Raw genomic sequence first — 25,711 nt, 5'->3', positions numbered from 1 at the left:
ATATCAAAAATTTAAAATATTTAATTCCTATTTCATTTCGAAATAACTTTTCCGCCAATTTAGCGGAATATTTATATTTACTTTCTAAAATTACTTAGTTAAGTTCTTGTTTGATGGAAAACGGCTACTATAATAGATTTTTGGCTGAAAAAATTTCTTGAAAAAATTTTCTTAAGGATGATTGATAAATGGGGAAGAATACCAATTCGATTTTTGTTACTGCAGAGTTAGGTGAAATGTTTAAAAATGAAAGGAGAGTTAGGAAACTGAGCCAGTTGGAGTTGTCAGATGAGATTGGTTTGGCTAATTCAACCATTAGCAAGATAGAGAAAGGTGTGTGTAAGACAAATAAAAGCTATTTAGAGAAGCTATGTAGTTATTATGGTTTGAGTATTGATGAGCTTTTAGTCCACTATACAACTCAACCAGTTATTGACAAAGCAGATACACTTCTCCAGTTGATGGCTATAGAATATGATATTGATTTAACAGATTTAGATCAAGGGATGGAAGAACTAAGACAAATGGAAGAGTACAGCAAACTTGATGGGGTTTTAGAAGAATATTCGCTCGTTCCGTTCCCGTGTTATCTTAAGGGTAAATTTTATGAGAAAAAGAGAAAATGGAGTTCTGCACTAGAACAGTATGGAACGGCTGTTCAACTCATCAGCTCATCTATGAGAAACGCAGACGAAGAAAATTTGAAATCAGCTTGCCTTAATGGGATGGCTAGGGTTTGTTTACGCCGAAACAATTTGGATGAAGCGTTATCTTATGTAAACAATGGGATAGAAGCATTTAATCCCGATGGTAAACGCCATCACATCCAGTATAACTTGTGGATTAATAAAGCTATTATCCTGGAAAGGTTAAACAGAGACGTCGAAGCTCTACTGTTAGTTGAATCGGTTTGCGAGAAAGGGAGTACCAGTATACGAAGTAGTGATGCATGGTTAAACCTGTTACTTATTCGAATTGAGTTGTTAAACAAATTAGGGAGGTATGATGAAGCCATTCATTATGTGCAAGAAGGTTTATTCCTTGCACGTGTAGATGGACTGTACGATCATGCCTTTGATCTCTGGTCATCATTAGGTGAGAGCTACGCCCAAAAGGGATTAATGGTAAATGCTGAATTATGTTACCAGTCAGCATTAAAGTTAGAAGGAAGGATAAAAAGAAAGCATTTAGCAATCAAGACACATACGCATCTAGGCATTGTTTACTGTGAATGTGGTAAATTGAAGTTGGGCCAATCTACACTAGTCAAGGCTGTCAAGTTGGCCCGTGAATATAAAGACGTTCAACGACTAGTGAAAGCCCTTGTATCTCTGAGCCAAAGCCTAGTAATGCTAAATAAGGATATGGATGCCTACAAACATCTAGAAGAAGCACGAACCATAGCAAAAGAATATAAGTTCGAGACCCTGCTGTTTGACATTTTACTGAATATGAGCGATATTTGTAAGAGATGGAAATTGGCCGATTATCAAGAAATAACAGAAGAATTTCAAGAGATTTCTGTTCATTTGTTGAAGGGAGGTAGAACACTAATGTTGCATCAAATCGAAACGATCAGAAGAGTTTCTATCAGCGACCCACCTAACGACTGATACATAAACAGGAAACATGAACAACCCAGTTCACTCAGGAATTGGGTTGTTCATGTTGAAAAGATGTTAGGAGATGTGGGCATGGTATTCCACCACTATCCGCCAGATACAGATATTCTTCCTTAGTAATGATCCCATACCGGGTTAGGAAAGCATTATAATTATGCTGAATAATTTATTAAGTAAACCAAAATAAAACCAGCAACCTTCTCACACGAGAAAAGATTGCTGGTTTATTTTTTGCTGGCTATTTGGTAAACAATGCTACACCCAAGACATGATCGATGGGGACAGCTCCTATACTGCGGCTATCTCGGCTATGATTGCGGTTATCACCTAATACAAAGACAGAGTCTTTTGGTATGGTGTAAGGGAGTTGTACTTCTACAGGATTAGTAGAATTCATCGCTTCCTTGATATACGTCTCGTTCAGTTTTTCACCATTTCGATATAGCTGGTTGTCTTTAATATCTATGACATCTCCAGGCTTTCCGATTACTCGCTTAATCCAAATATTGTCACTGTGGTTTCCTGTAATTAAACGTACCAATCCATTATCGTACAGATCATCTTTAAAAGAGCGCTTCTGTGTTACCCGGCTATCGATGATTACGATTTCACCATAATCAGGGTGATAGTTAAATGTGTTAGGTAGTTTCGAGATAATAATTTGTTCTTGTTCGTGTAGCGTTGGTTCCATCGATTTTCCTAGCACTTTTGTTGGTTGCACTACATAAATGCTGAGGATGAGAGCGACTACGATTCCGAGCAAAATGGAAAAGAACCAAGAAAAGGATTGTTTTACGATTTTCTGCATAGGCCTGCCCTCCATTACCTTCATCTACCACAGGGCTATTTATTACATTCATTGTAAATCAAATCAGCTAGTTTGTGGTAAGTGTTTTTTGTGAAAAAAAACTAGCCTCATCGTGTAAGGCTAGTGAGCTGTGACACTACTTAAAGATGGAACTAAAGAAGTCTGCGATGGCTCGGAAGATACTAGCGATCCATTCTAGAATCGAATCGAGAAATCCTTTAGCTTCATCTGAACTTAACACCTTCGAGATGTCCCCACGTAATTTATCTAGCTGACCGCTAATCGCGCCCCAGTCAATGTTTAAGCTACTGAAGTTTTGCGAGAATTGCACCAAGTTATCAATGGTTGCTTGATCGAGATTGATGTTAAATTGGTTGGATATATTGACAATGATATTCTTGTATTCTTCCACCGTTTTCGGACTTTGGGTTGCTATTTCTTCTTTAACCTTGTTGATAAACTGAGCTGCTTTGTCACCCGTAATTCCTGTTTTTTCGGCTATATCCTGTGTGCGAACCATTTCTTCGTTCGCCACTTGTTTTTTATTTTCATCGATCTTCTGACCGGTTGCTTTTTCAAAGGCTTTAATAATCCCTGTAAGTGCAGCAGTACCAGATACTTTGAAAGGAGCTGTTACGTAGATATCAGCATCTTTTACACCCGCCGTAATAGCAGCGTTTGCGTACATAGCAGGGGAGATATTGGTGATATTATTGGTTTTCACCGCGATCCCTTTACCGGAATCGGTCAATGTAATTTTAGCGGAAGAAAGGGCACGATTCCCTATCACAGCCTTACTAAGGTACTTACCAAGGTAGGTGTGTTCTTCTTGGTTTGTAACTGATACTTGCTTGACTTTATCATCCACTTTCATCTCGGTCATAAGAGTTTGTTTATCAGCGGCAGATAGGTCTTGACCAAATGTGACCACCGTTTCACCTGCTACGGCATCCGCAAAGGAAATGTTTTGCGCAGTCAAGGTGAAAGCCGTTAAACCTGTTACAAGCAAAATCGACAACTTTTTTAAGAACTTCATAAATAGGTACCTCCCATAAAAGATTTTAGATGAATTACAAAAAAGGCCTAATGAAACGATAGTACCTTTCGAACGCTGTGATGTGAGAAAAGGGGAGCGTTCTACTTCTCCTGTCTTTTCCACAAACCTTTTTTATTTAAACACTGGATCCTTAAATAAGGATAATTTTTCCAGTGAAGTTTTGTCCACATCCGCATGTAGACTGTTGCCGTGCGAATCCATCGTTACAATCGCGGCAAACCCTTCTACTTGTAAATGCCACATAGCTTCTGGAATGCCAAACTCTAGAAAGTCTACGCCATCCACTTGTTTTACACTCTGTGCATAATACTGGGCAGCTCCACCAATGGCATTTAGATATACAGCTCCATGTTCTCTTAGACCCGCCAATGTTTTAGGCCCCATGCCGCCTTTCCCGATCACCGCACGAATGCCAAATTTCTTGATAATATCTGCTTGGTACGGCTCCTCACGAATACTAGTTGTCGGACCGGCTGCTTTGACATGCCACGTTCCTTTGTCATCCTTTAGCATGACAGGCCCACAGTGGTAGATTACGCCGTCAGTAAGGTTAGCTGGTGAATCGTGATCCATTAGATGTTTATGTAGCGCATCACGGCCTGTATGAATAAGGCCATTTATAATGATGACATCACCTACCTTTAGATTCCGAATTTGCTCTTCTGTAATCGGTGTAGTGAGAACGACTTCGCGATTATTTGTTGGAGCGGCTTCCCTTTCTTCTTGGTCTATAGTAACTTTTTCCGTGCTTTGTGGAGAAGTATCTTTATAGATCCAATTTATGATTTCTCCTGTTTCTGGATGAATAAGGGCACCTTGACGGCGAAACGCCCAACAGTTATAAGCAACCGAAACAAAGAAACTAGCTGGAAGACGATTCATAGATCCGATTTTGCAACCGAGAAGCGTTGTATTGCCTCCGAATCCCATCGTCCCAATACCGAGTGTATTTGCTTTTTCTACGATGTAAGCTTCTAATTCTGCTAAAGAATCGTTTGGATTTTGATCATCAACAGAACGGAAAAGTTGCTCCTTCGCTAATTCATAACCAGTTGTGCGATCTCCTCCGATACCAACGCCGATAAAACCAGCACTACATCCTTGCCCTTGTGCTTGATAAACAGCATGAAGAATACATTTTCGGATGCCGTCGAGGTCTCGTCCTGCACGACCGAGTCCTTCTAGTTCACAAGGTAGACTGTATTGAATGTTTTTATTTTCACAGCCGCCTCCTTTGAGAATAAGCCGGGCATCGATTTCATCTCTTTCCCATTGATGAAAATGAATAACAGGAGTACCTCTACCGAGGTTATCGCCTGTGTTTTCTCCCGTTAGAGAATCGACTGAGTTAGGACGTAGTTTCCCTTGTTTGGTGGCGATGGTGATAGCTTCGTGAATCGCCTGAGTCATCTTCATTTGGTTTGCTCCTACGGGCACGTACAAGATAAAGGTTGGCATGCCTGTATCTTGACAGATAGGAGAAACATTTTCTTCTGCTGTGCGAATGTTATCTGTGATGGTTCCGAGCGCAAGAGCAGAGCGGGTGCCTGCATCTTCACGATTGGTTGCGGATTGGATTGCACGGCGAACGTCCGGTGGTAGATTTGTGGATGTTTCCGTGATTAAGTGTAAGATTGAGTCTTTGAAAGCTTTCATCATATATCCCTCTTTTATTCCCATCATATGTCTGTCTGATGTTTCACAGTTCTATTATATAGAAAAGTAGTGCTGATTTTTAGGCTAATCTTGATTTTACCAAAACAAAACACCCCTACCGACACAATTTCAACAAGAAAAAGTGTATCGATAGGGGTGTTTTTTATGTGGATAATGGGTGGCTTTCTGCGAATCGGAGGAACATTTCTTCCGTTTCGATAAGACCGCATACTCCACATTGAACTCGATATCGATCCCCATGATATTGGACTTGTATGGGATCTGACTGTGAGATATATTCAATGATCTCACCCGTATGCATATCGAGTCGAACGGATTGAGGAATCTGTTCGATCACATTAAAACGACTTCGGTTGGTACCGCACTTAGGACATAAATAAGGAGCTGACATCGTTTACGCCTCCACATAGAGATTGCCCAAAGTTAGGTTTCCCGTAGATCAAGATATTATTCAAAGATGACGTTCAGCCCAGTGCTGAATCTCATCAAGAATGGGTTCTATCGAACGTCCTTTATTGGTAAGTTCATATTCGACACGTACAGGTGTTTCTGGATATACATTCCGAACTAATATTCCATTTGATTCCAGTTCTTTTAGTCTCTCTGCGAGCATTCTTTCGCTCATCTGGGGGATTTGCTCACGAATATCGCGGAAACGACATGTTTTTTCCATTAGGACACGGATAATGAGGCCTGTCCATTTTTTAGCAAGGACTTCAATGGCAGCTTCAAATTTAGGACAAATACAGCGATTCATAAAAGCTCACCTCCCACTTTTATATGATGGTTTTCAAGGATTTTGTTTGTACAAATGGAATCATAGATCCGCGCACTTCTCTTTTATAAGTTAGTTACTTACATGTCAGTATACCAAAATTGGCTAAAAAAAACCAAAAAGAAATGTGGTTTTTATTCTATGGTTTCACTATGCTCTTGTCTCCATCTATGAAAAAGAAGGCGTAAATCGTGTTTACTGGTACCTTTATGGTGTTCTTGTAAAAAGATATCTAGATGGAAAGGGGACCAAGGAATTCCGAATATTGTTTGTGTAAAGGTATGTGCAGCGATCTCTCTTGTTCTGGAAACAGTTTCCTTCCATATGAAAGGTCCCCATCGTTTGACGATAACCTTAGGTACTTGGAGATCGGTTCTAGCTTTGTCGTTCTCTTCTAGATAATGGTAAAATTCATGGGCTAGATGTAAAACGATGAGATCTTCTTCATAGACAGGGTAATCCATAGCAAGGAAAAAGGAACGGAGTTGTTCGATAGAGGAACGATATATTTGGATGGTTTTTAATTTGGGGATATAGAGAGCTCTTATCCAGCGATCATGCTTTGGTTCTGAGAGGAAACGGACTTTGATGTGATGTTTAAGTAAGAGATTAATCCAACCGGAGTAAGATTGGATATGTAGATATGGTTGTGCGGCATTTCGCCCACAAGCGATGGATGATTCTATGTACAAGGATACTTGATCAGGTGGGATGAATGAATAATGTGGGTCTTGCTTTAAGTCTATCCAGGCAATGATCTCGTTATCTAGTAAGGGGTACGTGTTCTCCAAATGAATAGATGAGAGATGGAAAAAGGTTTGTTGGTGGAGGATTTGGTTTTTCATTTGTTTCTCCTTTCCATTTTCAAGGGTCCTTGCAGATTTCTATGTTTTTTCTTGCTTGTCTCATGCAGGAATCAGATGAAAATAGGAGGTTAATTCGGAAGATATAGATATGGGTAGAGAGAAATTGCCAAGAAAGCGTTAGGATCTTGGCAAAAATAAAAAGATCAATTCGTTTTCGTAAGACGGATCATCCATTCCTTTAGGTCTACGATTCGTTTGTGGCGGGGTGCTTCGGTTGTGCCGACTACGATCATGGGCACGAGTGAGTCTAGATGATGAAGTGAGCCGTGGGAGGCCCCTTTGTGAGTGGGGGAGCTTCCATAGACGATTTCACAGCCCGTTGTAGCGGTCACAATGATCACATTTTCAGAGACATGTAGGGCACTTACTAATCGATAAAATGGATCAGGATACGCATTGTATTGAAGGGTGGTCTGATCTTCTGATAATGTGATATCAAGAAGAGAAAGATCCCCTCTTATTTGCCAGGATTGTCCGTATTCATCTAGATAGGGCCCTTCTTTTTCGAACTGGAGTTTTCCTGGGAGAGTTCCGCTTATGACTTGATACGTATTCTCTTCTTTCCAAACGATCAAATCAAGGTCTGGGTTAGATTGCAAGGTTGTTGCGATGTCTAATCGGGAAAGGGAAGGATCAATGATATGTACATAGGCCATACGTTCATTTACTGCAAGAACGATCTGGTCACTCTCACGGGGTTTATCTAGATTGGGAGGCTTGATTTGATAATGTGAAAGTGTAGTGTCTAGATGAATATAGGCTCTTTGAGAACTAGGCAAGGTATTCGTTTGGCCGCTATCACCAAGGACAATCCAGGTATAACGGGAGATGGCTTCCTCCCACGTAGGAAACGTATTTAAGATCGCCTGTAATTCTAAGTCCGCTTTTTCAATCCCTTTAATCGTGGCAATACCGTTTTGATGGACTTGATCGTCATTTCCCGGAAAATAAAGGACTGAGTAGATCGGGACACGTCCGGTTTGGATTAAGGACTGCATTTCCATGGCTGTAAATCGATCATTCATTCCAAATCGAGCGATTGTTCCACCGGGTTCACTGAGAGACGAGATGGGATACATCGAACCAAATGAAAAAATGGTAGGAGCCATGGTTCGGATTTTTCTAGGAAGAAGCCCAAGTATCCAGGTGAAAAAAGGAGAGTGAATTTGGTGTTCTGTCTTTCCTCTATAAACAACGGCATTGATTGAAGCGGTATCGTACGGGATTTCTTCATGGATGGTTTGTACCTCTTTGCTCAGCAGTCGTTGATTAAACATCATCATACTTGCTGTTAAAACGCGTTTTATGCCAAACGTAATTGACTCTTTTGCCCCGGTTCCGAAATTCCAAAATTGTTTTGTGTGTTCATCATAATAACAGAGTCCATATATTCCGTGTTCGCTGGGCATGGACCCAGTTAGGAGTGTACTATCAATGACTACAGACATAGTGGGGAAAGATGAGACAATTCGCGGATAGTAAGTACCGTTTTTCATTAAAAACTGGAGTGCCGGAGCTTTATCTACGTGAATGGCATCCTGCAAAGGTGCGTCCATTAAGGAATCGATGATGATCGTTATGACGGGCTTCGTCCCTTCAGGAATATGAGGCTTTGGAATAGTTGATAAAGTCGCTCGTTTCTTCTGTGCTATGCGTATTAAGGTTGATAAAATGAGAATGAGTCCAATGATGATGAAGATAGTGGTTAACATGTGTGATACACTCCGCTCTTATGACATGGTTATAAGTAGGGTTTGATGAATGGGAGAGAAATATACAAAGAGTTGAAGGAATATGTTTGTTGATTACGCATATTGAGGTAAGCCTGAGGCATTGATGATTTTATTTATAAAGGAGAATGAAATATGCACACACTTCCGCTTGTACCAAAGTCAGAAATTGAACAGCGTATTCATCGTTTGCAGAATTATCTTCAGGAGCACGGAATAGATGGTGTGTTATTGGTACAAAATGTGGATTTGTATTATTTTACGGGAACGATGCAAAATGCTCTTTCTTATATACCTAGGGAAGGGGAGCCTGTTCTGTATGTGAAGAAGAGTGTTGCTCGGGCTGAGTTTGAAGCACATGTAGAAGTTCAGCCGTTGGGTAGATTGAGAGAGCTAGGGACTGTGTTAACGAAGCGATATGGGGCGATACATAAAATTGGTTTCGAACTGGATGTTTTACCGTATGCAACAGCTCATTTTTATCAAAAATTATTTAGCGAGTCAGAGATGGTGGATGTCTCATTTGCGCTTCGGCATATTCGTAGCGTGAAGTCTGCATATGAGTTAGATCAAATTAAACAGGCAGCACGAATCGTAGATGATACATTAATGAAAGTCTCTTCTGGGTTACGGGTAGGTATGTCGGAGTTAGAGTTAGTTGCGCGGATTGAGTATGAGTTTCGTTTACAAGGAAATATCAATTTATGGCGTATGAGAGGTTTTAATCAGGAACTAGCTCTAGGTATGGTTGCTTCGGGGAACTCTGCCGCTACCCCCACTTATTTCGATGGGCCAGCAGGGGGGCTCGGAGTAAGTACGGCGTCGCCACAGGGAGCTAGTTTTCGTAAAATAAAGGCCAATGAGCCTATTTTGATTGATGTGAGCATGATTGTAGAGGGATATATGGTGGATCAAACTCGTATAGCGGTCATAGGAGAGTTGTCAGAGCCGATTCTTGAGGCGTATGAGGTAGCACGTTCGATTTTACGAAGAGTAGAAGAACAGGGTAAGCCGGGTGTGGCTTGGCAAGATTTATATGCAACTTCGTTAGAGATGGCCAAGGATGCTGGACTATCTAACTATTTTATGGGTTATGGTGCGGATCAGGCTAAGTTTCTAGGGCATGGAGTGGGGATTGAGTTAGATGAGTTACCGATTTTAGCGAAGGGATTTAGTCAGCCATTGGAAGAGGGAATGGTTATTGCCATCGAACCGAAATTTACTTTTCCGGAGCAAGGCGTGATTGGGATTGAGAACACGTATGTGGTGACCGCGGATGGATTGGAGTCGTTGTCGATTACGTCGGAGGAGATTATGAAGATAGAGCTGTAGCTAGTTGATAAAAGGGTCTAGATGTTGATTAGCTAGATATTGGATATAGACTGTGGCTATGTATCTGTTTACAGCTCAACTAAGCTCCACAAACATCGCCGTGGTCAGATACATAGTCCCTAGTCTATTCGGTTAGTCGTTATCCTCTATCAAAACTGCATTCCATTTTTTATAAGCTACTCGACTAGCTATTGAGATAGGTGCTTTTCGTAGCATAGGAGTCCATGTTATCTAAGTACTCTTGAAATAGTAAGTAGTATCGCCCGACATGTTCGCCGTCCATGAGAGAGTGGTGAGCGTGGACAGATAGAGGCATTTTGACGAGTCCATTTTCTTCAAAGTATTTGCCCCAAGCGATTCGTGGAATGCTATCAACAGGGGATAAGGAAATCGGGTGCATGAAACTGGTGAATGAGACCCAAGGCATGCTGGTGAAGTATAGTACGTCATCTCGATCGACTCCATCTACAAGACGAACTTGTTTCTTGGCCTCCACTGTTAACTCATGAGCTACTTGAATGAAGGTAGCTAGATCTGGATGATGTGGGGCGGTTAAATAGTCGTATACCCCTTCATCGGTCATGATTGTATAAGATGGGTGCGCCACTTCGTGTTCAACAACTTCCTCCCCACGAATGCGATAACGAAACTCCGGAATTTCATTCGCTACTCGACTAGCTAAATACGTGATGGTTAAAAAGAAGGGAAATCGATTCTCCTTACACCACACCCGAAAACGGGTAATGTCCACATTTGCCGTCGTACAGAAATGTGGCATATCTAGTTTGCGGAAATAATCAAAATGCTTTGCGCGTTTCCAAGTTTCACGATTAATGGTTTTCATGTGAAGATCGCCCTTTCTAGTATGAAAGTAAAGTCTTATGTTTTTGTAATGTATATTTGAAAGAATATCTTTAGTATATAGGATTCATTCTATTAGAAAAAGGGTATAGAGACAGAATGCGATATGATGATTAAAATGAAATGAAATAATATACATATCACAGGAGGCTCCTATGTCAAACAAAGTGTTTGAAGTTACCGAAGCTAGATATCGAGATGCTATAAAAGTAGCAGAATACGCCTTTCAATATAAAGTTGCAGATGACGAAATGGAAGAGAGAATGGAGCAGTACCGAAAATATCATTCTATCTATGCCATTCAAGATGAGCATACGAAAGAAATCGTTGCGAAGGCACATCTCATCTCCTTTCATATTACATATCACCAGCAAGTAATAGAGATGGGTGGAATTGCAGGGGTAGCGACTTATCCTGAATACCGTCGCCAAGGTTATGTACGGGATATGCTGATTCATAGTCTGAAAGAAATGAAAGAAAAAGGGATGACTGTCTCGGTCCTTCATCCTTTCCAAGTAGATTTCTACCGTCGATATGGATGGGAGCTTCTCTGTAATCTGTTGACGATTAAGTTGACGAACCATGATCTTAAGCCACTTGCTCCGGCTAAAGGAACGATTCGACGTTTCACGAAAGAAGAGCATTTTGTGGAGATTGAACAAGTATATCATCAGTATGCACTGCAGTTTTCAGGGAAGCTTGTCCGGAATACGGACCAATGGCTTAAGGTGTATGATGAGGGTACGATTGCGCTCTATTATGATGAAAAGAAGATGCCACAAGGATACATCCTTTATGGTATGGAAAATGGGAAGCTAGTAGTGGAGGAATTAGTGGTATTAACAGAGGAAGCTAGGAGAGGATTATGGAACTTCATTTGTCAACATGATTCCATGGTGAAGGAGATTGAGATTCATACCCATTCGAGAGATCCACTCCTATACTTACTAAAAGATCCTTGTGTTCCTACTGAGATAAAACCATATGGGATGGTTCGGATTGTAGATGTGGAGCAGTTTCTGGCTTACTGTCCGTTTCGGTGGGATGACGCACAAGGGAAAGAAGTGAAGTTACGGATTACAGACCCTTTCGCACCGTGGAATGAACGTACATTTGTGATGGGAGATAAAGGGATACATGTAAAAGACTCATGTGACGAGGAAGCAGACTGTATTCGATTATCTATTAACACGTTATCAGCGATTCTGTTTGGATATAAACGCCCACAGGAGATGCTTAGGCTAGGATTGATTCAAGGCCCTACTGAGGGGATTGAAGTGCTTGAGAGTTTCATACCCGAAACACATAGTTATATGATTGATTACTTCTAATTAGAACAAGCAAACTCTTGATTGGGTTTGTTTTTTACATTCTCTTTTCACTTCACCCAAGTCTTCTGCATACGATGGCAATGCATAGATGAAATGGCTTGCATTTGAGGGTAGTCAGAATCACCCGCCTATTTTTTCATCCGTGCTTCACTCAATCGTAAGCTCGTTCATACTATACTTTGACTGAATCCCTGACCCTCGTGTTGTTAGTGCTCGAACAAGGAAGGGTGGCAACCAATTGACTAATCAAAAAGGCAAACCCTTGTTGACGAATCGGGAGAGGGAAGTTTTCGAACTGCTCGTACAAGATAAAACTACCAAAGAAATAGCTGGGCAGCTCTTCATCAGTGAGAAAACCGTACGCAACCACATCTCCAACGTCATGTGTACCCATTGCAGAAATGTTGCCATAAAATAGGATTCTCTTACATAACATCTAGTAGTAAAAGGTTATATAAGGAGGTTGCCCCAATGAGTGGAGCGAATTTATCGATTGAAATAGATCCTCTGTTCCCTTTAGGGGAGTTTAGTCATTATGTAGTGGAGATGTTACCGAAGCATAATATGAATGACGATTTCGAACAGGTAGCGAAAGGGAATCACTTCCTTCCCGACTTCTACACCATTCAAACAGTTGCTTTTTACTCCCCATTTGAGGTTCGGATTCGAAGTATGGGGGATTTAGGAATATATTTAGTTAGCTGTTTACGTGCTGGGATTCCGATGGAAAAACTAAGTCCTATCTATGATTCACTCTGTTTGTTATCGCCTACAACAGGAGTGGTGCCAAGGGATACCTACTGTTCGTATGCGACTCATAATTCAGAAGAAGCGATGCGGACCTTTACGGGCCATGAGAGTGAGATCGGATTTATTCGCCAACATCAACGTTCTGATGAAGCACTCATGCCAGCTGTCGATCATCTGCTCCAGCTACAAACAGCAAACGAGCATGTGGATTATGGTAAAAGTTTAACGATGATCCGAGATTGTGTGAAAAAGCTTATTGATGAGAACAAAAACGTTCATCAAGCTGTCGATCCGGTATTCTTTATCAAGTATTTTCGGGAGTATTTTTTCCCTATTGAAATACAAGGGAAGATGTTAAATGCTCCGAGTGGGGTTCATCTGGCTAATATCATTCTTTTGGATATTGGAGTTGGAAGTGCAGATGCCCGTTATCTAGATACTACGGATGAATTGATGATGTATCTGGAGCCGATCGAAAGGCTCAAAATCATGCAAGCAAAGGCATTACCGTCCTTAAGAGAAAAATTCATAAAAGAGTATAAAACGAATGGCACCAATCGAGAAGAATTGAATCTTCTGATGGAAATATACAAGTACATGAGAATTTACCGATACGTACATCAAGGGCTTGTCACGAGGTATATTCGTAAGCAAGATACCAATGTGAAATTCGGGACAGGTGGCTTTCCCTTTGATGAGTTTTTAGAAGAGCGCATCCAAATTGTAAAGAAAGCAGAAGAGGATGTAAGAAAAGCGTTTGCACAGGTGAGGGAGTAGTGGATCAAACCCATACTCTGTAACCTGGCATCGAAATAGACATCCTACAAGAATCTCTTTTCCACATTTTCTCAGGCAACTTTTGGAGTAGAGACACCTATCTTTCACAACTTTTAGGTGACATAGCGTGGAATATGTATCAATATAGTCTTATTGGTTGTCTTACATAGGGAGTATATGATTCTATCATTTCTTGATTAGAAAGGTGAGCTTGAATTTGTGGGAAATCTTTGTAGCGTTTGTACTAGGGATCGTAGAAGGGTTAACGGAGTTTGCACCTGTATCATCCACAGGGCACATGATTCTTGTCGATGATATGTTTCTTCACTCAGATAAGTTATTTTCTAAAGAAGTGGCTACCTCGTTTAAAGTAGTGATTCAGCTAGGCTCTATTTTAGCAGTTGTCATCGTGTTTAAAGAGAGATTTATGAACTTGCTCGGCTTGAAGAAAGATCTTTCAGTAGCAGAGCAGGGGCAGAAGCTCAATCTAAAGCACGTGATTGTGGGAATGATGCCAGCAGCAGTGTTAGGTTTCTTATTTAAAGATTATATTGATGACTTATTTTCGGCTAAAAGAGTCGTAATTGGTCTAGCAGCGGGTGGACTTCTGATGATAGTTGCCGATTGGTTTCGTCCAAGTAGAGCGAAAGTGAAAACAGTAGATCAAATTACATACAAGCATGCAATTGGAATTGGATTATTTCAGTGCATCGCGTTATGGCCTGGTTTCTCTCGCTCAGGATCAACGATGTCAGGAGGAGTACTGATGGGACTAGGGCATCGCGCGGCTGCCGACTTTACTTTTATTATGGCGGTTCCTGTGATGTTTGGTGCGAGTGCACTTTCCCTCGTTAAGGGCTGGAGTTCCTTTACCATAGATGCCCTGCCGTTTTTTATTGTCGGGTTTATTAGTGCCTTTATCTTCGCCTTAATCTCGATACGCTTTTTCTTAAAGTTAATTAATAAGATTAAGTTGGCTCCTTTTGGGATGTATCGTATTGTGCTGGCAGCAATTATTTACTTCTTCTGTTTGTAGAGGTTGGAATGTTTTAGACTGTTTTATGTTCATAAATAAAAGCCAAGCTCGAATGTAAGTTCCAAGCTTGGCTTTCCTCTTGCATCAGAGTTGTAATGTTCTTTGCTTTTACACTTTGCGGAATCGTTGAAGCAATGAGCCGGACCCACGCTGATGATTGCTCTAAAGTTACTTTAGTTACTTTTCCGAACTGATTCCCATTCTAGTAATACACAAGTATATGGTGTGGATTTGTAGAGTTTTTTGTAATCTCTACAACAAGAAAAGAAGATAAACTTTGATTGTGCATACTTGGATGGAAGCTTTCTAGAGAGGAAGTGGAAAAACAAAGGTAGATTTATGATAGTTGCTGATAAAAGTGGACTCGTGTAGGCATATATCGAGTTTTGCTAAGCAATGAATACTCTTAAAAGCCAACTGGATACCAACTAGTCATGGATATATGTAATAGGAAAAAACGAAAAGGCCGCCCACTTACATTGGACAGTCAGTACGACTGGAAAATCAAGTATTGCTAGGTTAGACAGTTGTCTAGACATTCAACATCATAGTCCGCTGACGGCAGAACGTTCCCCAACGCATTTAACAGTTCCTATTGCTGTTCCACCATTAATATCAGCTTTGACAAGAATTCGATATAGACTTGATCCTGCATATTTAGCAACCAATTTGTAGTTTTTACGACCCTGCATGAGTGTAGTATTTATTGTAACCCATTTTCCACCAGATAGTTTTTGTAAATGTGCTCTAGTTGATAAACCATTTTTGTGTGTAATATAAAAGACAAGGTCTGTATAACTAGTCTGACAAGCTTTAGTTCCATCATACCCCCCCGCAGGAGCTTCATAGCTAAAACTAGATGAAGATGCAAATGATGAGACTGGTACTAATAACAAACAAAAAACACTAAACATTATTGTAGAAAATATTTTCTTTATCATAGATTAATCCTCCTATATAATATATAGAATAATTATATTATGTTTTTTATTAAAATTCTACTATTAAGTATAAATTATACAAAAATATTTTCTATGGAGTAGGTAGAAACGCAAAACAATAATACAGACTGTAGACAAAACCCTTCTGATGGTGTTTTTCAGAAGGGTTTTGTCTACAGTCTGTAATTTTATTTATATAGTAGTATATAAATAAAATTAAGTCATAGGTAGAATCATAATCTTTAAAACAAGTTGTACGTGGGAAGATTTACCTGTCATACGGTTCTCACACTATAATCTGGAGAAAAAAGATACGGGATTGGCAAAAATGGGATATAGGAGTGGATATGGAGAGAGGGTTTGCAATCTTTGCACAGGAAAAGAAGATAAACCTTGATTGTATATACTTGAATAACTTTATTAGTGCATTTATCTTCGCTTTAATTTCGATTCGCTTTTTCTTAAAGTTGATTAATAAGATTAAGCTCGTGCCTTTTGCCATCTATCGAATTGTGCTGGCAGCGATTATTTACTTTTTCTTTTTATAGGTATTAATAAAAGCCAAGCGTGAGCGTCGTTCAAGCTTGGCTTTTATTATATACTGATGCTCTTATTTTGATCTCATGCCTTGGATAATGGCCGAAGAGATGAAACCAACACCCACTCCAATAAGAACTCCCGCTCCTGTATTCCCCAGTGCCATTCCGATCCCCAAACCTAATAGTATAAAACCAGGGAGAAGCATCCCCCAACCTGTATTCTTATCCATTATTACAACCCCTATAATCATGATCGCCTGTATTTACGTAAAATGTACCATACCGAAAGGGTACCCGTCATCTGACAAATGTAATCATTGTTACTAAAAATAGGCTTGTATCCCTGTACCTTCTGCATAACTTGAAATACAGGGGTGATGAACTTGAAGAAGTTTCGATTGAAGTTAGGCAATGAAACATATGGTACTAAAAATATTCTTCAAGCATTTCAAGAAGCCTTTTCTCCCACCTTTTCACCAGATAAATCGAATCAACGGGTGAACTCCACATATGAATCTATGATGAAGGGAGTACACGACCCAAAAGAGGGTGACAAGAGACAGTGAGTAAGAAGATTGCTGTGTATATTCGTGTGTCTACAGATAAAGATGAGCAAATATCATCGGTTGAAAACCAGATTGACATTTGCCGTAACTGGTTAGAGAGACATGGTTTTGAATGGAATGAGGAGTGTATTTATAAAGACCATGGGATTAGCGGGACTCTTTTCTTAGAGCGTCCTGCGATTCAGCAAATCTTAGAGCAAGCGAAGAAGAAAGAAATTGACATGGTGATTTTTAAATCGATTAGCCGTTTGGCCCGGGATCTTAAAGATTCTCTTGAAATTAGAGAGGTATTTATTGCTCATAACGTTAGGATTATCTCTGTAGAAGAAGGATATGACTCGCATAAAGCTGGTAAAAATGATATGGCATTTGAATTATGGTCACTTTTTTCGGCTCAATATAGTAGAACATTATCGGCTGGAGTATCCGCCGCTTTAGCAGCAAAAGTTCGCAGAGGCGAGCACATTGGAAGAATTCCGTATGGATTTGTTCGTATAGATGGCAAATTGCAGATTTTAGAAGAAGAGGAAATAGTTGTAAGAATGATATTTCGTTGGTATAACCAAGGCTGGGGATTTAAGAGGATTACCAAGGAGCTAAACGGTCTGGGCATCCCATCGAAACAGCGTAATCTATGGCAGATGACGTCTATTCAGAGATTGATCGGCAATCCGATCTATTGTGGAGATTTTATTTTAAATCAGTATACGACTGTTAAAATGGGTGGGCGTAAAAAGCAGATTCGAAATTCCCCTGAACAGTGGATATGGTTTCGCGACCACCATCCAGCGATTATTACACGAGAAGAATGGATGCAGGCAAATCCCAATCACACGAATAAGGATAAGAAGAAGTTTACTCCGTGGAATGACCTACGTAGTATTTTGAAATGCGGGGTGTGTGGTTCCAGCATGGTCATTCTCCAATCTCATAAGGTTCTTAGTACCGGAGAAAAGCATTATTATCGATACTTAAAATGTTCAAGATATAGAAGGATCGGATCAACTGGTTGTATCAATCATAAACCCATCACATATGAAGAAATGAAAAACTTTATAAGGGATCAATTGATCGAAAAGGGGCGATTTCTTGAGTTGCATTTCGTACACGATCCATCCAAGGATTATGAAAAAAGGAGAGGAGAAGCCGAAAAGTCCTTCAAATCTGTGCAGACCAAAATCCAGCAGTTACTCGACCTATATTTGGATCAATTCATCACGAAGAATGAGTTTGAAGAGAAAAGACTCGAGTTGGATCGAAACGCCCACCATATACAAAAACAAATAAGATTACTTCAACAGGAAAACCAGAAAATCAAGAAAATTAATACCGTCCAACAAGCGTTTTACGCTATAGAGGAACGGAGTCAGAGCTTACTACATGCATTTAAGGTATTGGTGGATGTAGTTCTACTTCATCCAAACTTAGAGGTAGATATGGTTTATAGCTTTGAAAAACCGTGTATCGACTTAAAACAACAAAAAAAACATATTTTCTCCACAAAAGAAGGATGTTCTGAATTTTTATAGAATCTTAACTAGTGTAAATTTATATGTGGAGAGTGAATGATATGTTGAAAAAGCTTTCAGTAACATTTGCATTTGCATTGGCAGTATCCTCTATGGGTAGCATGGTATCGGCTGCTGACCCGATTGGAACAGAAATTGCGATAAATGAAAAAGAGCATACGGAACAGGTTTTTATTAGAGGCGGGGAATATGATTTAAAAGTAAAAAATGACTCCTTCCGCTCAGATATCGAATACTTCATTGAAAGTAATGGAGTAAAAGTGGCAGAAGGGAAGATTGAGAGAGGTACCTCCACTACCGTTTCTAAGGAGTTCAAGGATCGTGGACGATATACATTAGGGCTTCGTTGTGTAGAGGATCGTGGATGTAAGGGTGCTCTTACGCTAACTCCGACTGAGCAATGGGATAAATGGATCGAGATTGGGCAAGGTCAAAAAGAGCATACGGAAAATGTTTTTCTCCGAAAAGATAACTATACAGTGAAGGTAAGTAGTGATGGATTTGGTTTCAGAAACAAGCTTAAGTACTTCATTGCAGATAAAAACGGTAATAAAATTGAGGAAGGTGAAGTGGGCAGAGAGCCAAAAGTGATTACGAGAGAGCTAAATGGTACCTATCAATTTGGTCTTAGCTGTGAATCGGAGCGAGGTTGCAGAGGTCATATGACCATCAAGGGTGAGCGTGATGGTTGGGGACCAAACCAGTAAGGTCTAGTCTCTTTAGGGCAGTAGTTTGCAAAGGTTATGCATCAGTAACGTCATGCAAAAGCTCAATGTAAAAGGTCGCTCTCAGGCTGTCGTTGATCTAGTGAGATTGGGTGAGTTAGAGATCTAATTCTCCTCTGGAGAAATGGATCAAGATTGGCCAAAAACCCCCTATATTCATAGTAGGGGGTTTTAACTGTGGAATAGGCCCGCCTAAATTGGAATAAAGATTACATAACAAGTTTGTAGTTGACTATGGTAGAGGTGGTTCATTCGTGTTGTATATTCAATATTCAATTCAAGGAAACGAAGGACTGTGTAACCAACTGATGGCCATTTTTAGGGCAGTGGGGGAAGCATTATTCTATCGAGGACAAGGGATGGAAGTATGCCTTGTTTTAAGTGATGTTCAAACACGGACTACGGTGGATTTAACCAGTAAACCTCACTTTCAACCAATTAAGATTGACTCATTTTTAGATGTAGATGGTTTAACGGGAATACTGGAAGAGAAAAAAATACAAGTAAGACGTGTAGAGGAAGTTCATAAGCTTGATTCGGATTTATTACTCACCTGTAATCGAATGCCTATGCGCACATCTACTCCAGAAGAAACAAAAGATTTAGGTTTCCTATTTGGAAATGTTTTTCCCTGGTCTAAGGAGCTCATAAAGTTATCCAATTTTGTCATGGATTCAATGTCTATTTACCCTCTATGGACTGCTGCCCAATTGCGAATCGAGAGGGATTTATTAAGTTTTTCGGATATAGGAGAAGATAGGCTATCATCCATTCGAGAAAGTCAATTTGATAGTGTAATCAAGTTTTTCTCGGATACCCAAAACATATCAGCTATCTATGTAGCTTCTGGATCAAAGGCTAATGAGTATGAGGCTCTAATAACCCGATTAAAGGAAATAAATCCTTGCATAGTGGCTATAAATAAGAAGGATATTTTTGAAAGAAACTTAGAATTTAAAAAAGAGTTTAATGAGTTGTACCTTGAGCAACAAGCGTTAATTGATTGGATGGTATGTACGAGAGCTCCTTTGTTCATAGGGCCACATTCGTCTTCTTTTGCTTACCTAGCAGCTTATATTCGTCATTATCAACACTTCACCAATCTCCATCCTGATTACCAAGCATGTTGGGAGGATTGGTTCCCTCGTCTTGCATCAACGGGAATGGCTTAGGTTTATCCTTATATAATTTTGTGCAGTACTATCAGTAAATTTCTCGCATATTTATTAGTTATTATGATGTGAGAGGGGTTTTGTAGGTATGTCTGTTAGTAAAGAGCAAACAAGCAGGGAATTATATCTGGAGATGTTAAAAAAGTCTATTCTTTTTGAGATCTATATTGAGCATGAACAAAAATATGTACAATTCCTGGATCCGAATAATGCTCTTTTTTCTCCTACAAAGGAAAATAGACAAAGGGGTCAAGACTGGCCTCCTATTGCTCATAGTATGATAGGTAGAGAGAGAATGAATAATCTGCATCAATGTATGAATGCCGTGATAAACGAAAATATTGAGGGCGATTTTATCGAAACAGGGGTTTGGCGAGGTGGCTCTTGTATTTTTATGAGAGGATTTTTGAAAGCTCATGGAATTACAGATAGAAAGGTCTGGGTTGCTGATTCGTTTGAAGGATTACCTGCTCCTGATCCTCAGTATCCGGTTGATGCGGGTGTAACACTTCATGAAGTAGATTTTTTAAGAGTTTCGGTGGAAGAGGTAATAGAGAATTTTAGAAAATACGATTTATTAGATGGTCAAGTAAGCTTTTTAAAAGGTTGGTTTAAAGATACATTACCAGTAGCGCCGATTGAAAAAATTGCGATAGCTAGGTTGGACGGTGATATGTATTCGTCTACAACAGATGCTTTAGTAAATCTATACCATAAGGTGTCTGTTGGTGGCTACGTTATTATTGATGATTATACTGTGCCTCTTTGTCAACGAGCTGTTCATGATTTCCGAAATAAACATAACATTACGGAATCGATTGTAAACATTGATGGATTTAGCGCGTTTTGGAAAAAAACAAGAGAAATAGAAGTAAACCGGCGAGAAGAAGTAGAGGTTGAAAGACCAACTGAACTAGCACAGGGTCACAACCGAATATATCGTTTTTGATGGATCAATAAACGTTTAATTCAGCTTGCCCTCACCTATCACATAGCTGGGGGCTTTTCGACGTGGGTCCGTGCAAAAAATGAGGTCTTTTTTATGGTATGGTAGAGGGAATAGGAAGTAAAGGAGATCGCCCGGATGGATATATCACGAGTTTTGATTGTAACTGCCGTAGAGTTAGAACGAGAGGCTGTTCTGCGTGGGGTTGGTCAAGAAAATGAGAGAGTGACAGTGATTGCGGGTGGAGTGGGTCCTGTGACATCAGCCGTTCAAACGACACTTGAATTGGTAAAGAATCAATACCCATATGATCTTGTGATCATCGCTGGAGTGGCAGGTGGATTTGTGGGACGAGCTGATGTGGGGCATATTGTTGTCGCTAGCCAAATACGATCAGGAGATTTAGGAGCAGAGTCACTGAATGGATTTATCTCTATCGATGAATTAGGGTTTGGTTCGGGGTCGATTGAAGTAGATGAGAAGATGACGAAACGGATTTATCAAACTCTCATTCAGGCTGGAGCTCCCGTGTCGATCGGTCCGATTCTGACTATGAATACGACAACCGGTACGAAAGAGACTGCAAAACGGTTGATAGCAAACTATCCAGAGGCACGAGCGGAAGCGATGGAGGGATTTGGGATTGCTACAGCGGCTCAGAAGATGAACATCCCTGTATGTGAGATTCGTACGATCTCCAACCTAGTAGGTCCCCGTGATCGTGATTCGTGGAAATTAGAAGATGCCTTATTACGGTTAGAAGAAGTATTTGCAAAATGTAAAGAGGTGCTATAGTTGATGAAAATAGTATTTTCTCCTTGTCCAAATGATACATTTATCTTCCATGCTTGGGTGCATGGTTTGATTGCAGGAGCTCCTGAGCTGGATGTTACGTATGCTGATATTGATAAAACGAACACTTGGGCGTCTGAATCCACTACATATGATCTATTAAAAATCTCTTGTGCGGCTTTGCCATGGATTCGGCCGGAGTATACCTTGTTGCCGTGTGGTGGAGCGTTAGGCAGAGGTTGCGGTCCTTTGGTGCTGGTAAATAGTCAGCATAAAGAGGTAGGAAGTAGCTCATTATCAGGTACGCGAGTAGCGGTTCCAAGCAAGAGATCGACGGCATATTTACTGTTTCGCTTATGGATTGCTGGACATGTTCCAGGTGGGGTGGGCGAGATTGTGGTTATGCCTTTTCATGAGATCATGCCTGCTGTGCGGGATGGGCTGGTTGATGCGGGCTTGGTCATTCATGAGGCCCGTTTTACGTATCCGACCTTTGGTTTGCAATTAGTAAAAGATCTAGGTGAGTGGTGGGAAGAGGATACAGGGCTTCCGATCCCGTTAGGAGCTATTCTTGCACGTCGTGATTTAGACATTAGAGGGATCACTTCTACCATTCGGCAATCGGTTCAATATGCTTGGGAGCACCCAGAAGCTTCACAAGAGTATATCCTCCAGTTAGCACAGGAGATGGATATAGAGGTTGCTCAGGCTCATATCAACTTATATGTAAATGAATTCAGTGCCAATCTAGGTTTAGAAGGATATCAGGCCATAGAAGTATTACTAGGAAGAGCAGAAAAAGAAGGATTGGTACCCGAAATGCCTAGCCACCTTTTCCATCCATTTTACCCGTGACCGACGCAATTTGTCGGTCCTGCCATTTACCGAGCCATAACAAAGAGATGCCTCCGAAAAGAGCCATTACCATATCCCAATGAGAATCAAATATATCCCCTTGATACCCCAGAAATTCCTGTACATCTTCAGTAAACAAAGACCCGACGAGAAACTCTAATAGCTCATATGCCGCACCGAGAGCTAATGTGATACAGAGAACCCAGATAGGAAGTAGTTTTTCTTTTTGAATCTTAATGGTTCGTATCGCGATTTCTCTAATAAAAGCGGCAACGATCATCCCAAAGAAAAAATGTCCAAAGCGATCAAAATGGTTTCTTGAGAAATGAAATGTTTCCGTTGTTTTTTTCAATAAAGGGACTTCTGCATACGTATAGTGAGCGCCGATCATCATAATAATGCACGAAATAAATGTGATGGTGTAAGTCAAAGTAGTAAGCGGAAAACGACGGTACGTAAAGACTAAGACGAGAATGAGGAGTACAGCGGGTCCAGCCTCAAAAAACCAGAGTGATTGTTTAACAGGGTGAATTCCAGACCAAATGAGTACTCCAGCTAAGATACATATCATAATCCCCAATATCCACCTACGATTCATCTTCGTCCCCCCTTTTCTTTTCCATTGTCATGTATTATTTCCAATCGAATACGTGTTGACTCTCTCGTAACGTAATACCTTATAGTTGGAAATAGAAAGGAGCACGATTCATGAAAGTGAAAGAAGTAGCTGACCTAGTGGGAGTAAGCGTTCGCACGCTCCATCATTATGATGAGATTGGATTGCTTATCCCAGATGAGACTACAGAATCAGGTTATCGCCTATATTCTAATGAAAACTTAGAGCTGCTCCAACAAATTTTATTTTTTAAGGAGTTAGGTTTCTCCTTACAAACCATCAAGGAAATCGTTTATAGTCCCACATTTGATCGGCAGGAAGCTTTACAAATGCATCACCAGACATTAGTAGAGAAACGGAACCGTCTAGATAAATTGATTCAAACTGTGGAGAAGACGATTCAACATAACAAAGGAGAGATTCAAATGATGACAGAAGAAAGGTTTGAGGGATTTGATTTTCGTTCGAATCCGTATGAACAAGAAGCACGGGAACGTTGGGGCGATGAAGCAGTGAATCGGTCGAATCAGAAAGTCGCTCAGATGGGACCCGAGATACAAAAAGAAATGAATGATCTCTATCTTCATTTAGCGAGTATTCGGCATGTGAGCCCCGATTCGGAAAAAGCACAATCCGCTATTGCCAAATGGTATGATATGCTACAAAGCTTTGGTGATTATACGCCAGAAGCATTTCGATCTTTAGGAGAGATGTATGTATCGGATCAGCGATTTACTAAAAGCATCGATCGATTTGGTGAAGGATTGGCTATGTTTATGCGTGATGCAATGGGAGTTTACGCAGACCGTCATCAAAAGTAGAACAAAGAGCAGAGAACTTCTTCCTTATTTTTTGAGGGGAGAAGTTCTTTTGTTATGTTTTACGAATTACGTTTTCTAGATCATCTTTCATCATCTGCATTCGCTTAGCACCCAAGTTTTCGATTAAATGTTGCTCGATCTCATTAAGAATTTTTTCTTTCGTTTCTATAGCTAATTGGCCACGTTCGGTTAGCACAATGATTTTTCCTCGTTTGTCAGTTGGATGAGGCTTTCGCAGGACATAATCATTTTCCTCTAGATAATCAACTATTTTACTCACTGCTTGTTTCGTAATTCCTAGATGGTCGGCTAGTTCAATTCCTGTGGCTCCCTCATGCAATGCGATATATTTGAAGATATATCCATGTACAGGGCGGATATCATGAAACCCTAGCTCTGTCAGTCTCTCGTGTAATTTATCAACTAAAGTATGAAAAGATGTGGATAATAAGGACATAAGATCTAAATCATTCATTTCAAAGCCTCCTGATCAAATTAGTCTACTGGGTTGACTATATGTGATAATAAGTGTACTATTTCATATATGGTCAATCAAGTTGACTATATATGAATGCAAGAAACGATAATAAATTAAATGGGGGCTTTTGATATGGCTAACATTGTAAAAATTAGAGCGAGTGTATTTGCTCCAGTGTTTTGGACAGAACCTCAACCAGATGGCGATACGGGGAATATGGTTCAACGTTTAGGGGATGGACGAGAGTTTACACCTCATGCAGGAAATACATTTCGTTCAAGAGTGGAGCAAGAGGTGGTAGTGGACTTTCAGAAGCGAGAGATCTTTTCGATTGAGAGCACAGGAGTTTCAGTAGAAAAATTTATTCATCTAGATGGCTCGATTAGCTATAAAAAAGACAGAGCGAGTATGGAAAACATTAAGTGTATTCATACGAAATGGGAAGAAGATGGCGTTCATTTTCAGATGACAGCCAGTGCGGGAAATCCATTGCAAGATATTCCTACTGTGGATTATCTATTAACAGTGCATGTGAAAGAGGATGGCACAGTTGAAGTGACAGGGAAGCATGATGGATTCCCATGTTTTGAATTTTATAAGCAAACTGATTTTGGTCCATTTGAAGAGATTTATACCCATGACTTTAGAAAGACAGGCGACACTCGAGAAGCGCTAGGTGGAGAGATGGAGTACAAGTTTCATAAGGTGATCTCATAAGAGATTGCCTTTTTTGGTCGTTATATAGACGTAATGATAGGGCTGTGCTGAATATTCTGAAGTGAACCCAAAAAGTTAGACATGAAGATTTAAGCAGCCTGTAGGGTATGTGTTCGGTATTGAACCGGACTCATGCCCTTTAGTTTTATCTTCAATCGTTTGTGGTTGTAATAGTGAATATAATCCTCTAGCTCCTGTTTGAAATGATCCATACTCACAAATGTGTGAAGATAAAGCAACTCACTTTTGAGCAAACCAAAAAAGTTTTCTATGACGGCATTATCCAAGCAATTTCCCTTACGGGACATGCTCTGTGTAATTTCTCTTTGTTTCAAGGAATGTTGGTACTTCTTCATTTGATAATGCCAGCCTTGATCGGAGTGGAGGAGAGG

At 40.2% G+C, this 25,711-nt stretch carries 27 protein-coding genes and 3 pseudogenes; 17 read left to right on the top strand and 13 right to left on the bottom strand.

Annotation, left to right across the window (positions count from 1 at the left end; genetic code table 11):
* The first annotated feature begins 188 nt into the window (after positions 1-188).
* On the top strand, positions 189-1,613 hold the full coding sequence (locus BT147_RS11505) for a helix-turn-helix domain-containing protein (protein ID WP_072335359.1): 1,425 nt from the start codon (positions 189-191) through the stop codon (positions 1,611-1,613).
* Between the two features lie 247 nt (positions 1,614-1,860).
* On the opposite strand, the gene lepB is transcribed toward BT147_RS11505, so the two are convergent.
* The 7 genes from lepB to BT147_RS11470 all read right to left on the bottom strand — a co-directional run bounded on the left by lepB (position 1,861) and on the right by BT147_RS11470 (position 8,517).
* The gene (lepB, locus tag BT147_RS11500; RefSeq protein ID WP_072335356.1) at positions 1,861-2,430 is read right to left on the bottom strand and encodes a signal peptidase I; all 570 of its coding nucleotides are present in this window, start codon (positions 2,428-2,430) and stop codon (positions 1,861-1,863) included.
* 136 nt (positions 2,431-2,566) lie between these two features.
* The gene (locus BT147_RS11495; RefSeq protein WP_072335353.1) at positions 2,567-3,466 is read right to left on the bottom strand and encodes a DUF1002 domain-containing protein; all 900 of its coding nucleotides are present in this window, start codon (positions 3,464-3,466) and stop codon (positions 2,567-2,569) included.
* A 132-nt stretch (positions 3,467-3,598) separates the two neighbouring features.
* Complete coding sequence (locus BT147_RS11490) at positions 3,599-5,143, bottom strand: fumarate hydratase (RefSeq protein WP_072335350.1); 1,545 nt, start codon at positions 5,141-5,143, stop codon at positions 3,599-3,601.
* A 163-nt stretch (positions 5,144-5,306) separates the two neighbouring features.
* Complete coding sequence (locus BT147_RS11485; protein ID WP_072335347.1) at positions 5,307-5,555, bottom strand: DNA alkylation repair protein; 249 nt, start codon at positions 5,553-5,555, stop codon at positions 5,307-5,309.
* A 60-nt stretch (positions 5,556-5,615) separates the two neighbouring features.
* Complete coding sequence (locus BT147_RS11480; protein WP_072335344.1) at positions 5,616-5,921, bottom strand: winged helix-turn-helix transcriptional regulator; 306 nt, start codon at positions 5,919-5,921, stop codon at positions 5,616-5,618.
* A gap of 152 nt (positions 5,922-6,073) precedes the next feature.
* Positions 6,074-6,784: a hypothetical protein gene (locus BT147_RS11475; RefSeq protein WP_072335341.1), complete on the bottom strand. Its 711-nt coding sequence runs from the start codon at positions 6,782-6,784 to the stop codon at positions 6,074-6,076.
* Between the two features lie 164 nt (positions 6,785-6,948).
* Positions 6,949-8,517 carry an alkaline phosphatase family protein gene (locus tag BT147_RS11470; RefSeq protein ID WP_072335338.1) on the bottom strand — a complete coding sequence of 523 codons (1,569 nt, stop codon included), beginning with the start codon at positions 8,515-8,517 and terminating at the stop codon, positions 6,949-6,951.
* Between the two features lie 153 nt (positions 8,518-8,670).
* On the opposite strand from BT147_RS11470, the gene BT147_RS11465 reads away from it, so the two are divergent.
* Positions 8,671-9,867 carry a M24 family metallopeptidase gene (locus BT147_RS11465; protein ID WP_072335335.1) on the top strand — a complete coding sequence of 399 codons (1,197 nt, stop codon included), beginning with the start codon at positions 8,671-8,673 and terminating at the stop codon, positions 9,865-9,867.
* A gap of 184 nt (positions 9,868-10,051) precedes the next feature.
* Here the strand turns inward: BT147_RS11465 and BT147_RS11460 are convergent, their stop codons facing one another.
* On the bottom strand, positions 10,052-10,711 hold the full coding sequence (locus BT147_RS11460; protein ID WP_072335332.1) for a chloramphenicol acetyltransferase: 660 nt from the start codon (positions 10,709-10,711) through the stop codon (positions 10,052-10,054).
* A 172-nt stretch (positions 10,712-10,883) separates the two neighbouring features.
* Here BT147_RS11460 and BT147_RS11455 point away from each other — a divergent pair, with 172 nt between their 5' ends.
* The 4 genes from BT147_RS11455 to BT147_RS11440 all read left to right on the top strand — a co-directional run bounded on the left by BT147_RS11455 (position 10,884) and on the right by BT147_RS11440 (position 14,622).
* Positions 10,884-12,059, top strand: coding sequence for a GNAT family N-acetyltransferase (locus BT147_RS11455; RefSeq protein ID WP_072335329.1), 1,176 nt, complete (start codon positions 10,884-10,886; stop codon positions 12,057-12,059).
* A 238-nt stretch (positions 12,060-12,297) separates the two neighbouring features.
* Positions 12,298-12,477, top strand: a complete 180-nt coding sequence (locus tag BT147_RS11450; protein WP_072335326.1) for a helix-turn-helix domain-containing protein — start codon at positions 12,298-12,300, stop codon at positions 12,475-12,477.
* A 53-nt stretch (positions 12,478-12,530) separates the two neighbouring features.
* The gene (locus BT147_RS11445; RefSeq protein WP_072335322.1) at positions 12,531-13,586 is read left to right on the top strand and encodes a monodechloroaminopyrrolnitrin synthase PrnB family protein; all 1,056 of its coding nucleotides are present in this window, start codon (positions 12,531-12,533) and stop codon (positions 13,584-13,586) included.
* Positions 13,587-13,797: 211 nt separating this feature from the next.
* Entirely contained in the window at positions 13,798-14,622 is an 825-nt protein-coding gene (locus BT147_RS11440; protein WP_072335469.1) for an undecaprenyl-diphosphate phosphatase, read from the top strand.
* A 545-nt stretch (positions 14,623-15,167) separates the two neighbouring features.
* Here the strand turns inward: BT147_RS11440 and BT147_RS11435 are convergent.
* Positions 15,168-15,563 (bottom strand): hypothetical protein, encoded by a 396-nt coding sequence (locus tag BT147_RS11435; protein WP_072335319.1) that lies wholly within the window; start codon positions 15,561-15,563, stop codon positions 15,168-15,170.
* Positions 15,564-15,967: 404 nt separating this feature from the next.
* On the opposite strand from BT147_RS11435, the pseudogene BT147_RS11430 reads away from it, so the two are divergent.
* A pseudogene (locus BT147_RS11430) lies at positions 15,968-16,111 on the top strand (undecaprenyl-diphosphate phosphatase); the annotation flags it as partial.
* A 62-nt stretch (positions 16,112-16,173) separates the two neighbouring features.
* Here BT147_RS11430 and BT147_RS15595 read toward each other — a convergent pair.
* Complete coding sequence (locus BT147_RS15595) at positions 16,174-16,332, bottom strand: hypothetical protein (protein ID WP_177239802.1); 159 nt, start codon at positions 16,330-16,332, stop codon at positions 16,174-16,176.
* A 153-nt stretch (positions 16,333-16,485) separates the two neighbouring features.
* Between BT147_RS15595 and BT147_RS11425 the strand changes: the two genes are divergently transcribed.
* From BT147_RS11425 to BT147_RS11395, 8 genes and pseudogenes are all read left to right on the top strand, one after another.
* Positions 16,486-16,668, top strand: coding sequence for a hypothetical protein (locus tag BT147_RS11425; RefSeq protein WP_072335316.1), 183 nt, complete (start codon positions 16,486-16,488; stop codon positions 16,666-16,668).
* Positions 16,665-18,197: a recombinase family protein gene (locus tag BT147_RS11420; protein WP_072335313.1), complete on the top strand. Its 1,533-nt coding sequence runs from the start codon at positions 16,665-16,667 to the stop codon at positions 18,195-18,197. The genes BT147_RS11425 and BT147_RS11420 overlap by 4 nt, the downstream gene beginning before the upstream one ends.
* A gap of 41 nt (positions 18,198-18,238) precedes the next feature.
* The gene (locus BT147_RS11415; protein WP_072335310.1) at positions 18,239-18,904 is read left to right on the top strand and encodes a hypothetical protein; all 666 of its coding nucleotides are present in this window, start codon (positions 18,239-18,241) and stop codon (positions 18,902-18,904) included.
* 40 nt (positions 18,905-18,944) lie between these two features.
* Positions 18,945-19,031: pseudogene (locus BT147_RS16000) on the top strand (helix-turn-helix domain-containing protein); the annotation flags it as partial.
* Positions 19,032-19,176: 145 nt separating this feature from the next.
* A complete protein-coding gene (locus tag BT147_RS11410; protein WP_072335306.1) occupies positions 19,177-20,094 on the top strand; it encodes an O-fucosyltransferase family protein in 918 nt (305 codons plus the stop codon).
* A gap of 88 nt (positions 20,095-20,182) precedes the next feature.
* Positions 20,183-20,950 (top strand): annotated as a pseudogene (locus BT147_RS11405) (TylF/MycF family methyltransferase); the annotation flags it as partial.
* Between the two features lie 228 nt (positions 20,951-21,178).
* Positions 21,179-21,835: a futalosine hydrolase gene (locus BT147_RS11400; protein ID WP_072335300.1), complete on the top strand. Its 657-nt coding sequence runs from the start codon at positions 21,179-21,181 to the stop codon at positions 21,833-21,835.
* A 3-nt stretch (positions 21,836-21,838) separates the two neighbouring features.
* On the top strand, positions 21,839-22,687 hold the full coding sequence (locus BT147_RS11395) for a 1,4-dihydroxy-6-naphtoate synthase (RefSeq protein ID WP_072335466.1): 849 nt from the start codon (positions 21,839-21,841) through the stop codon (positions 22,685-22,687).
* Here the strand turns inward: BT147_RS11395 and BT147_RS11390 are convergent.
* On the bottom strand, positions 22,656-23,285 hold the full coding sequence (locus BT147_RS11390) for a DUF2238 domain-containing protein (protein WP_072335297.1): 630 nt from the start codon (positions 23,283-23,285) through the stop codon (positions 22,656-22,658). The genes BT147_RS11395 and BT147_RS11390 overlap by 32 nt on opposite strands.
* Before the next feature lie 110 nt (positions 23,286-23,395).
* Here BT147_RS11390 and BT147_RS11385 point away from each other — a divergent pair, with 110 nt between their 5' ends.
* The gene (locus tag BT147_RS11385; RefSeq protein WP_072335294.1) at positions 23,396-24,124 is read left to right on the top strand and encodes a MerR family transcriptional regulator; all 729 of its coding nucleotides are present in this window, start codon (positions 23,396-23,398) and stop codon (positions 24,122-24,124) included.
* Between the two features lie 52 nt (positions 24,125-24,176).
* Here the strand turns inward: BT147_RS11385 and BT147_RS11380 are convergent, their stop codons facing one another.
* Positions 24,177-24,599, bottom strand: coding sequence for a MarR family winged helix-turn-helix transcriptional regulator (locus BT147_RS11380; protein ID WP_072335291.1), 423 nt, complete (start codon positions 24,597-24,599; stop codon positions 24,177-24,179).
* A 135-nt stretch (positions 24,600-24,734) separates the two neighbouring features.
* Between BT147_RS11380 and BT147_RS11375 the strand changes: the two genes are divergently transcribed.
* On the top strand, positions 24,735-25,319 hold the full coding sequence (locus BT147_RS11375) for a DUF3238 domain-containing protein (RefSeq protein ID WP_072335288.1): 585 nt from the start codon (positions 24,735-24,737) through the stop codon (positions 25,317-25,319).
* A gap of 89 nt (positions 25,320-25,408) precedes the next feature.
* On the opposite strand, the gene BT147_RS11370 is transcribed toward BT147_RS11375, so the two are convergent.
* A partial coding sequence (locus BT147_RS11370) for an IS3 family transposase (RefSeq protein WP_143187990.1) occupies positions 25,409-25,711 on the bottom strand: 303 nt, incomplete at its 5' end.

Source organism: Thermoactinomyces sp. DSM 45891 (assembly GCF_900119485.1).
GTDB lineage: Bacteria > Bacillota > Bacilli > Thermoactinomycetales > Thermoactinomycetaceae > Baia.
This window is presented reverse-complemented; position numbering and strand designations above follow the sequence as displayed.

Coding starts and splice junctions, on each gene's coding strand:
- BT147_RS11375 (WP_072335288.1), top strand. CDS start 24,735: ATGGCTAACATTGTAAAAATTAGAGCGAGTGTATTTGCTCCAGTGTTT.
- BT147_RS11490 (WP_072335350.1), bottom strand. CDS start 5,143: ATGAAAGCTTTCAAAGACTCAATCTTACACTTAATCACGGAAACATCC.
- BT147_RS11460 (WP_072335332.1), bottom strand. CDS start 10,711: ATGAAAACCATTAATCGTGAAACTTGGAAACGCGCAAAGCATTTTGAT.
- BT147_RS11390 (WP_072335297.1), bottom strand. CDS start 23,285: ATGAATCGTAGGTGGATATTGGGGATTATGATATGTATCTTAGCTGGA.
- BT147_RS11495 (WP_072335353.1), bottom strand. CDS start 3,466: ATGAAGTTCTTAAAAAAGTTGTCGATTTTGCTTGTAACAGGTTTAACG.
- BT147_RS11395 (WP_072335466.1), top strand. CDS start 21,839: ATGAAAATAGTATTTTCTCCTTGTCCAAATGATACATTTATCTTCCAT.
- BT147_RS11455 (WP_072335329.1), top strand. CDS start 10,884: ATGTCAAACAAAGTGTTTGAAGTTACCGAAGCTAGATATCGAGATGCT.
- BT147_RS11445 (WP_072335322.1), top strand. CDS start 12,531: ATGAGTGGAGCGAATTTATCGATTGAAATAGATCCTCTGTTCCCTTTA.
- BT147_RS11475 (WP_072335341.1), bottom strand. CDS start 6,784: ATGAAAAACCAAATCCTCCACCAACAAACCTTTTTCCATCTCTCATCT.
- BT147_RS11435 (WP_072335319.1), bottom strand. CDS start 15,563: ATGATAAAGAAAATATTTTCTACAATAATGTTTAGTGTTTTTTGTTTG.
- BT147_RS11415 (WP_072335310.1), top strand. CDS start 18,239: ATGTTGAAAAAGCTTTCAGTAACATTTGCATTTGCATTGGCAGTATCC.
- BT147_RS11485 (WP_072335347.1), bottom strand. CDS start 5,555: ATGTCAGCTCCTTATTTATGTCCTAAGTGCGGTACCAACCGAAGTCGT.
- BT147_RS11480 (WP_072335344.1), bottom strand. CDS start 5,921: ATGAATCGCTGTATTTGTCCTAAATTTGAAGCTGCCATTGAAGTCCTT.
- BT147_RS15595 (WP_177239802.1), bottom strand. CDS start 16,332: ATGGATAAGAATACAGGTTGGGGGATGCTTCTCCCTGGTTTTATACTA.
- BT147_RS11400 (WP_072335300.1), top strand. CDS start 21,179: ATGGATATATCACGAGTTTTGATTGTAACTGCCGTAGAGTTAGAACGA.
- BT147_RS11465 (WP_072335335.1), top strand. CDS start 8,671: ATGCACACACTTCCGCTTGTACCAAAGTCAGAAATTGAACAGCGTATT.
- BT147_RS11505 (WP_072335359.1), top strand. CDS start 189: ATGGGGAAGAATACCAATTCGATTTTTGTTACTGCAGAGTTAGGTGAA.
- BT147_RS11385 (WP_072335294.1), top strand. CDS start 23,396: ATGAAAGTGAAAGAAGTAGCTGACCTAGTGGGAGTAAGCGTTCGCACG.
- lepB (WP_072335356.1), bottom strand. CDS start 2,430: ATGCAGAAAATCGTAAAACAATCCTTTTCTTGGTTCTTTTCCATTTTG.
- BT147_RS11470 (WP_072335338.1), bottom strand. CDS start 8,517: ATGTTAACCACTATCTTCATCATCATTGGACTCATTCTCATTTTATCA.
- BT147_RS11380 (WP_072335291.1), bottom strand. CDS start 24,599: ATGAATGATTTAGATCTTATGTCCTTATTATCCACATCTTTTCATACT.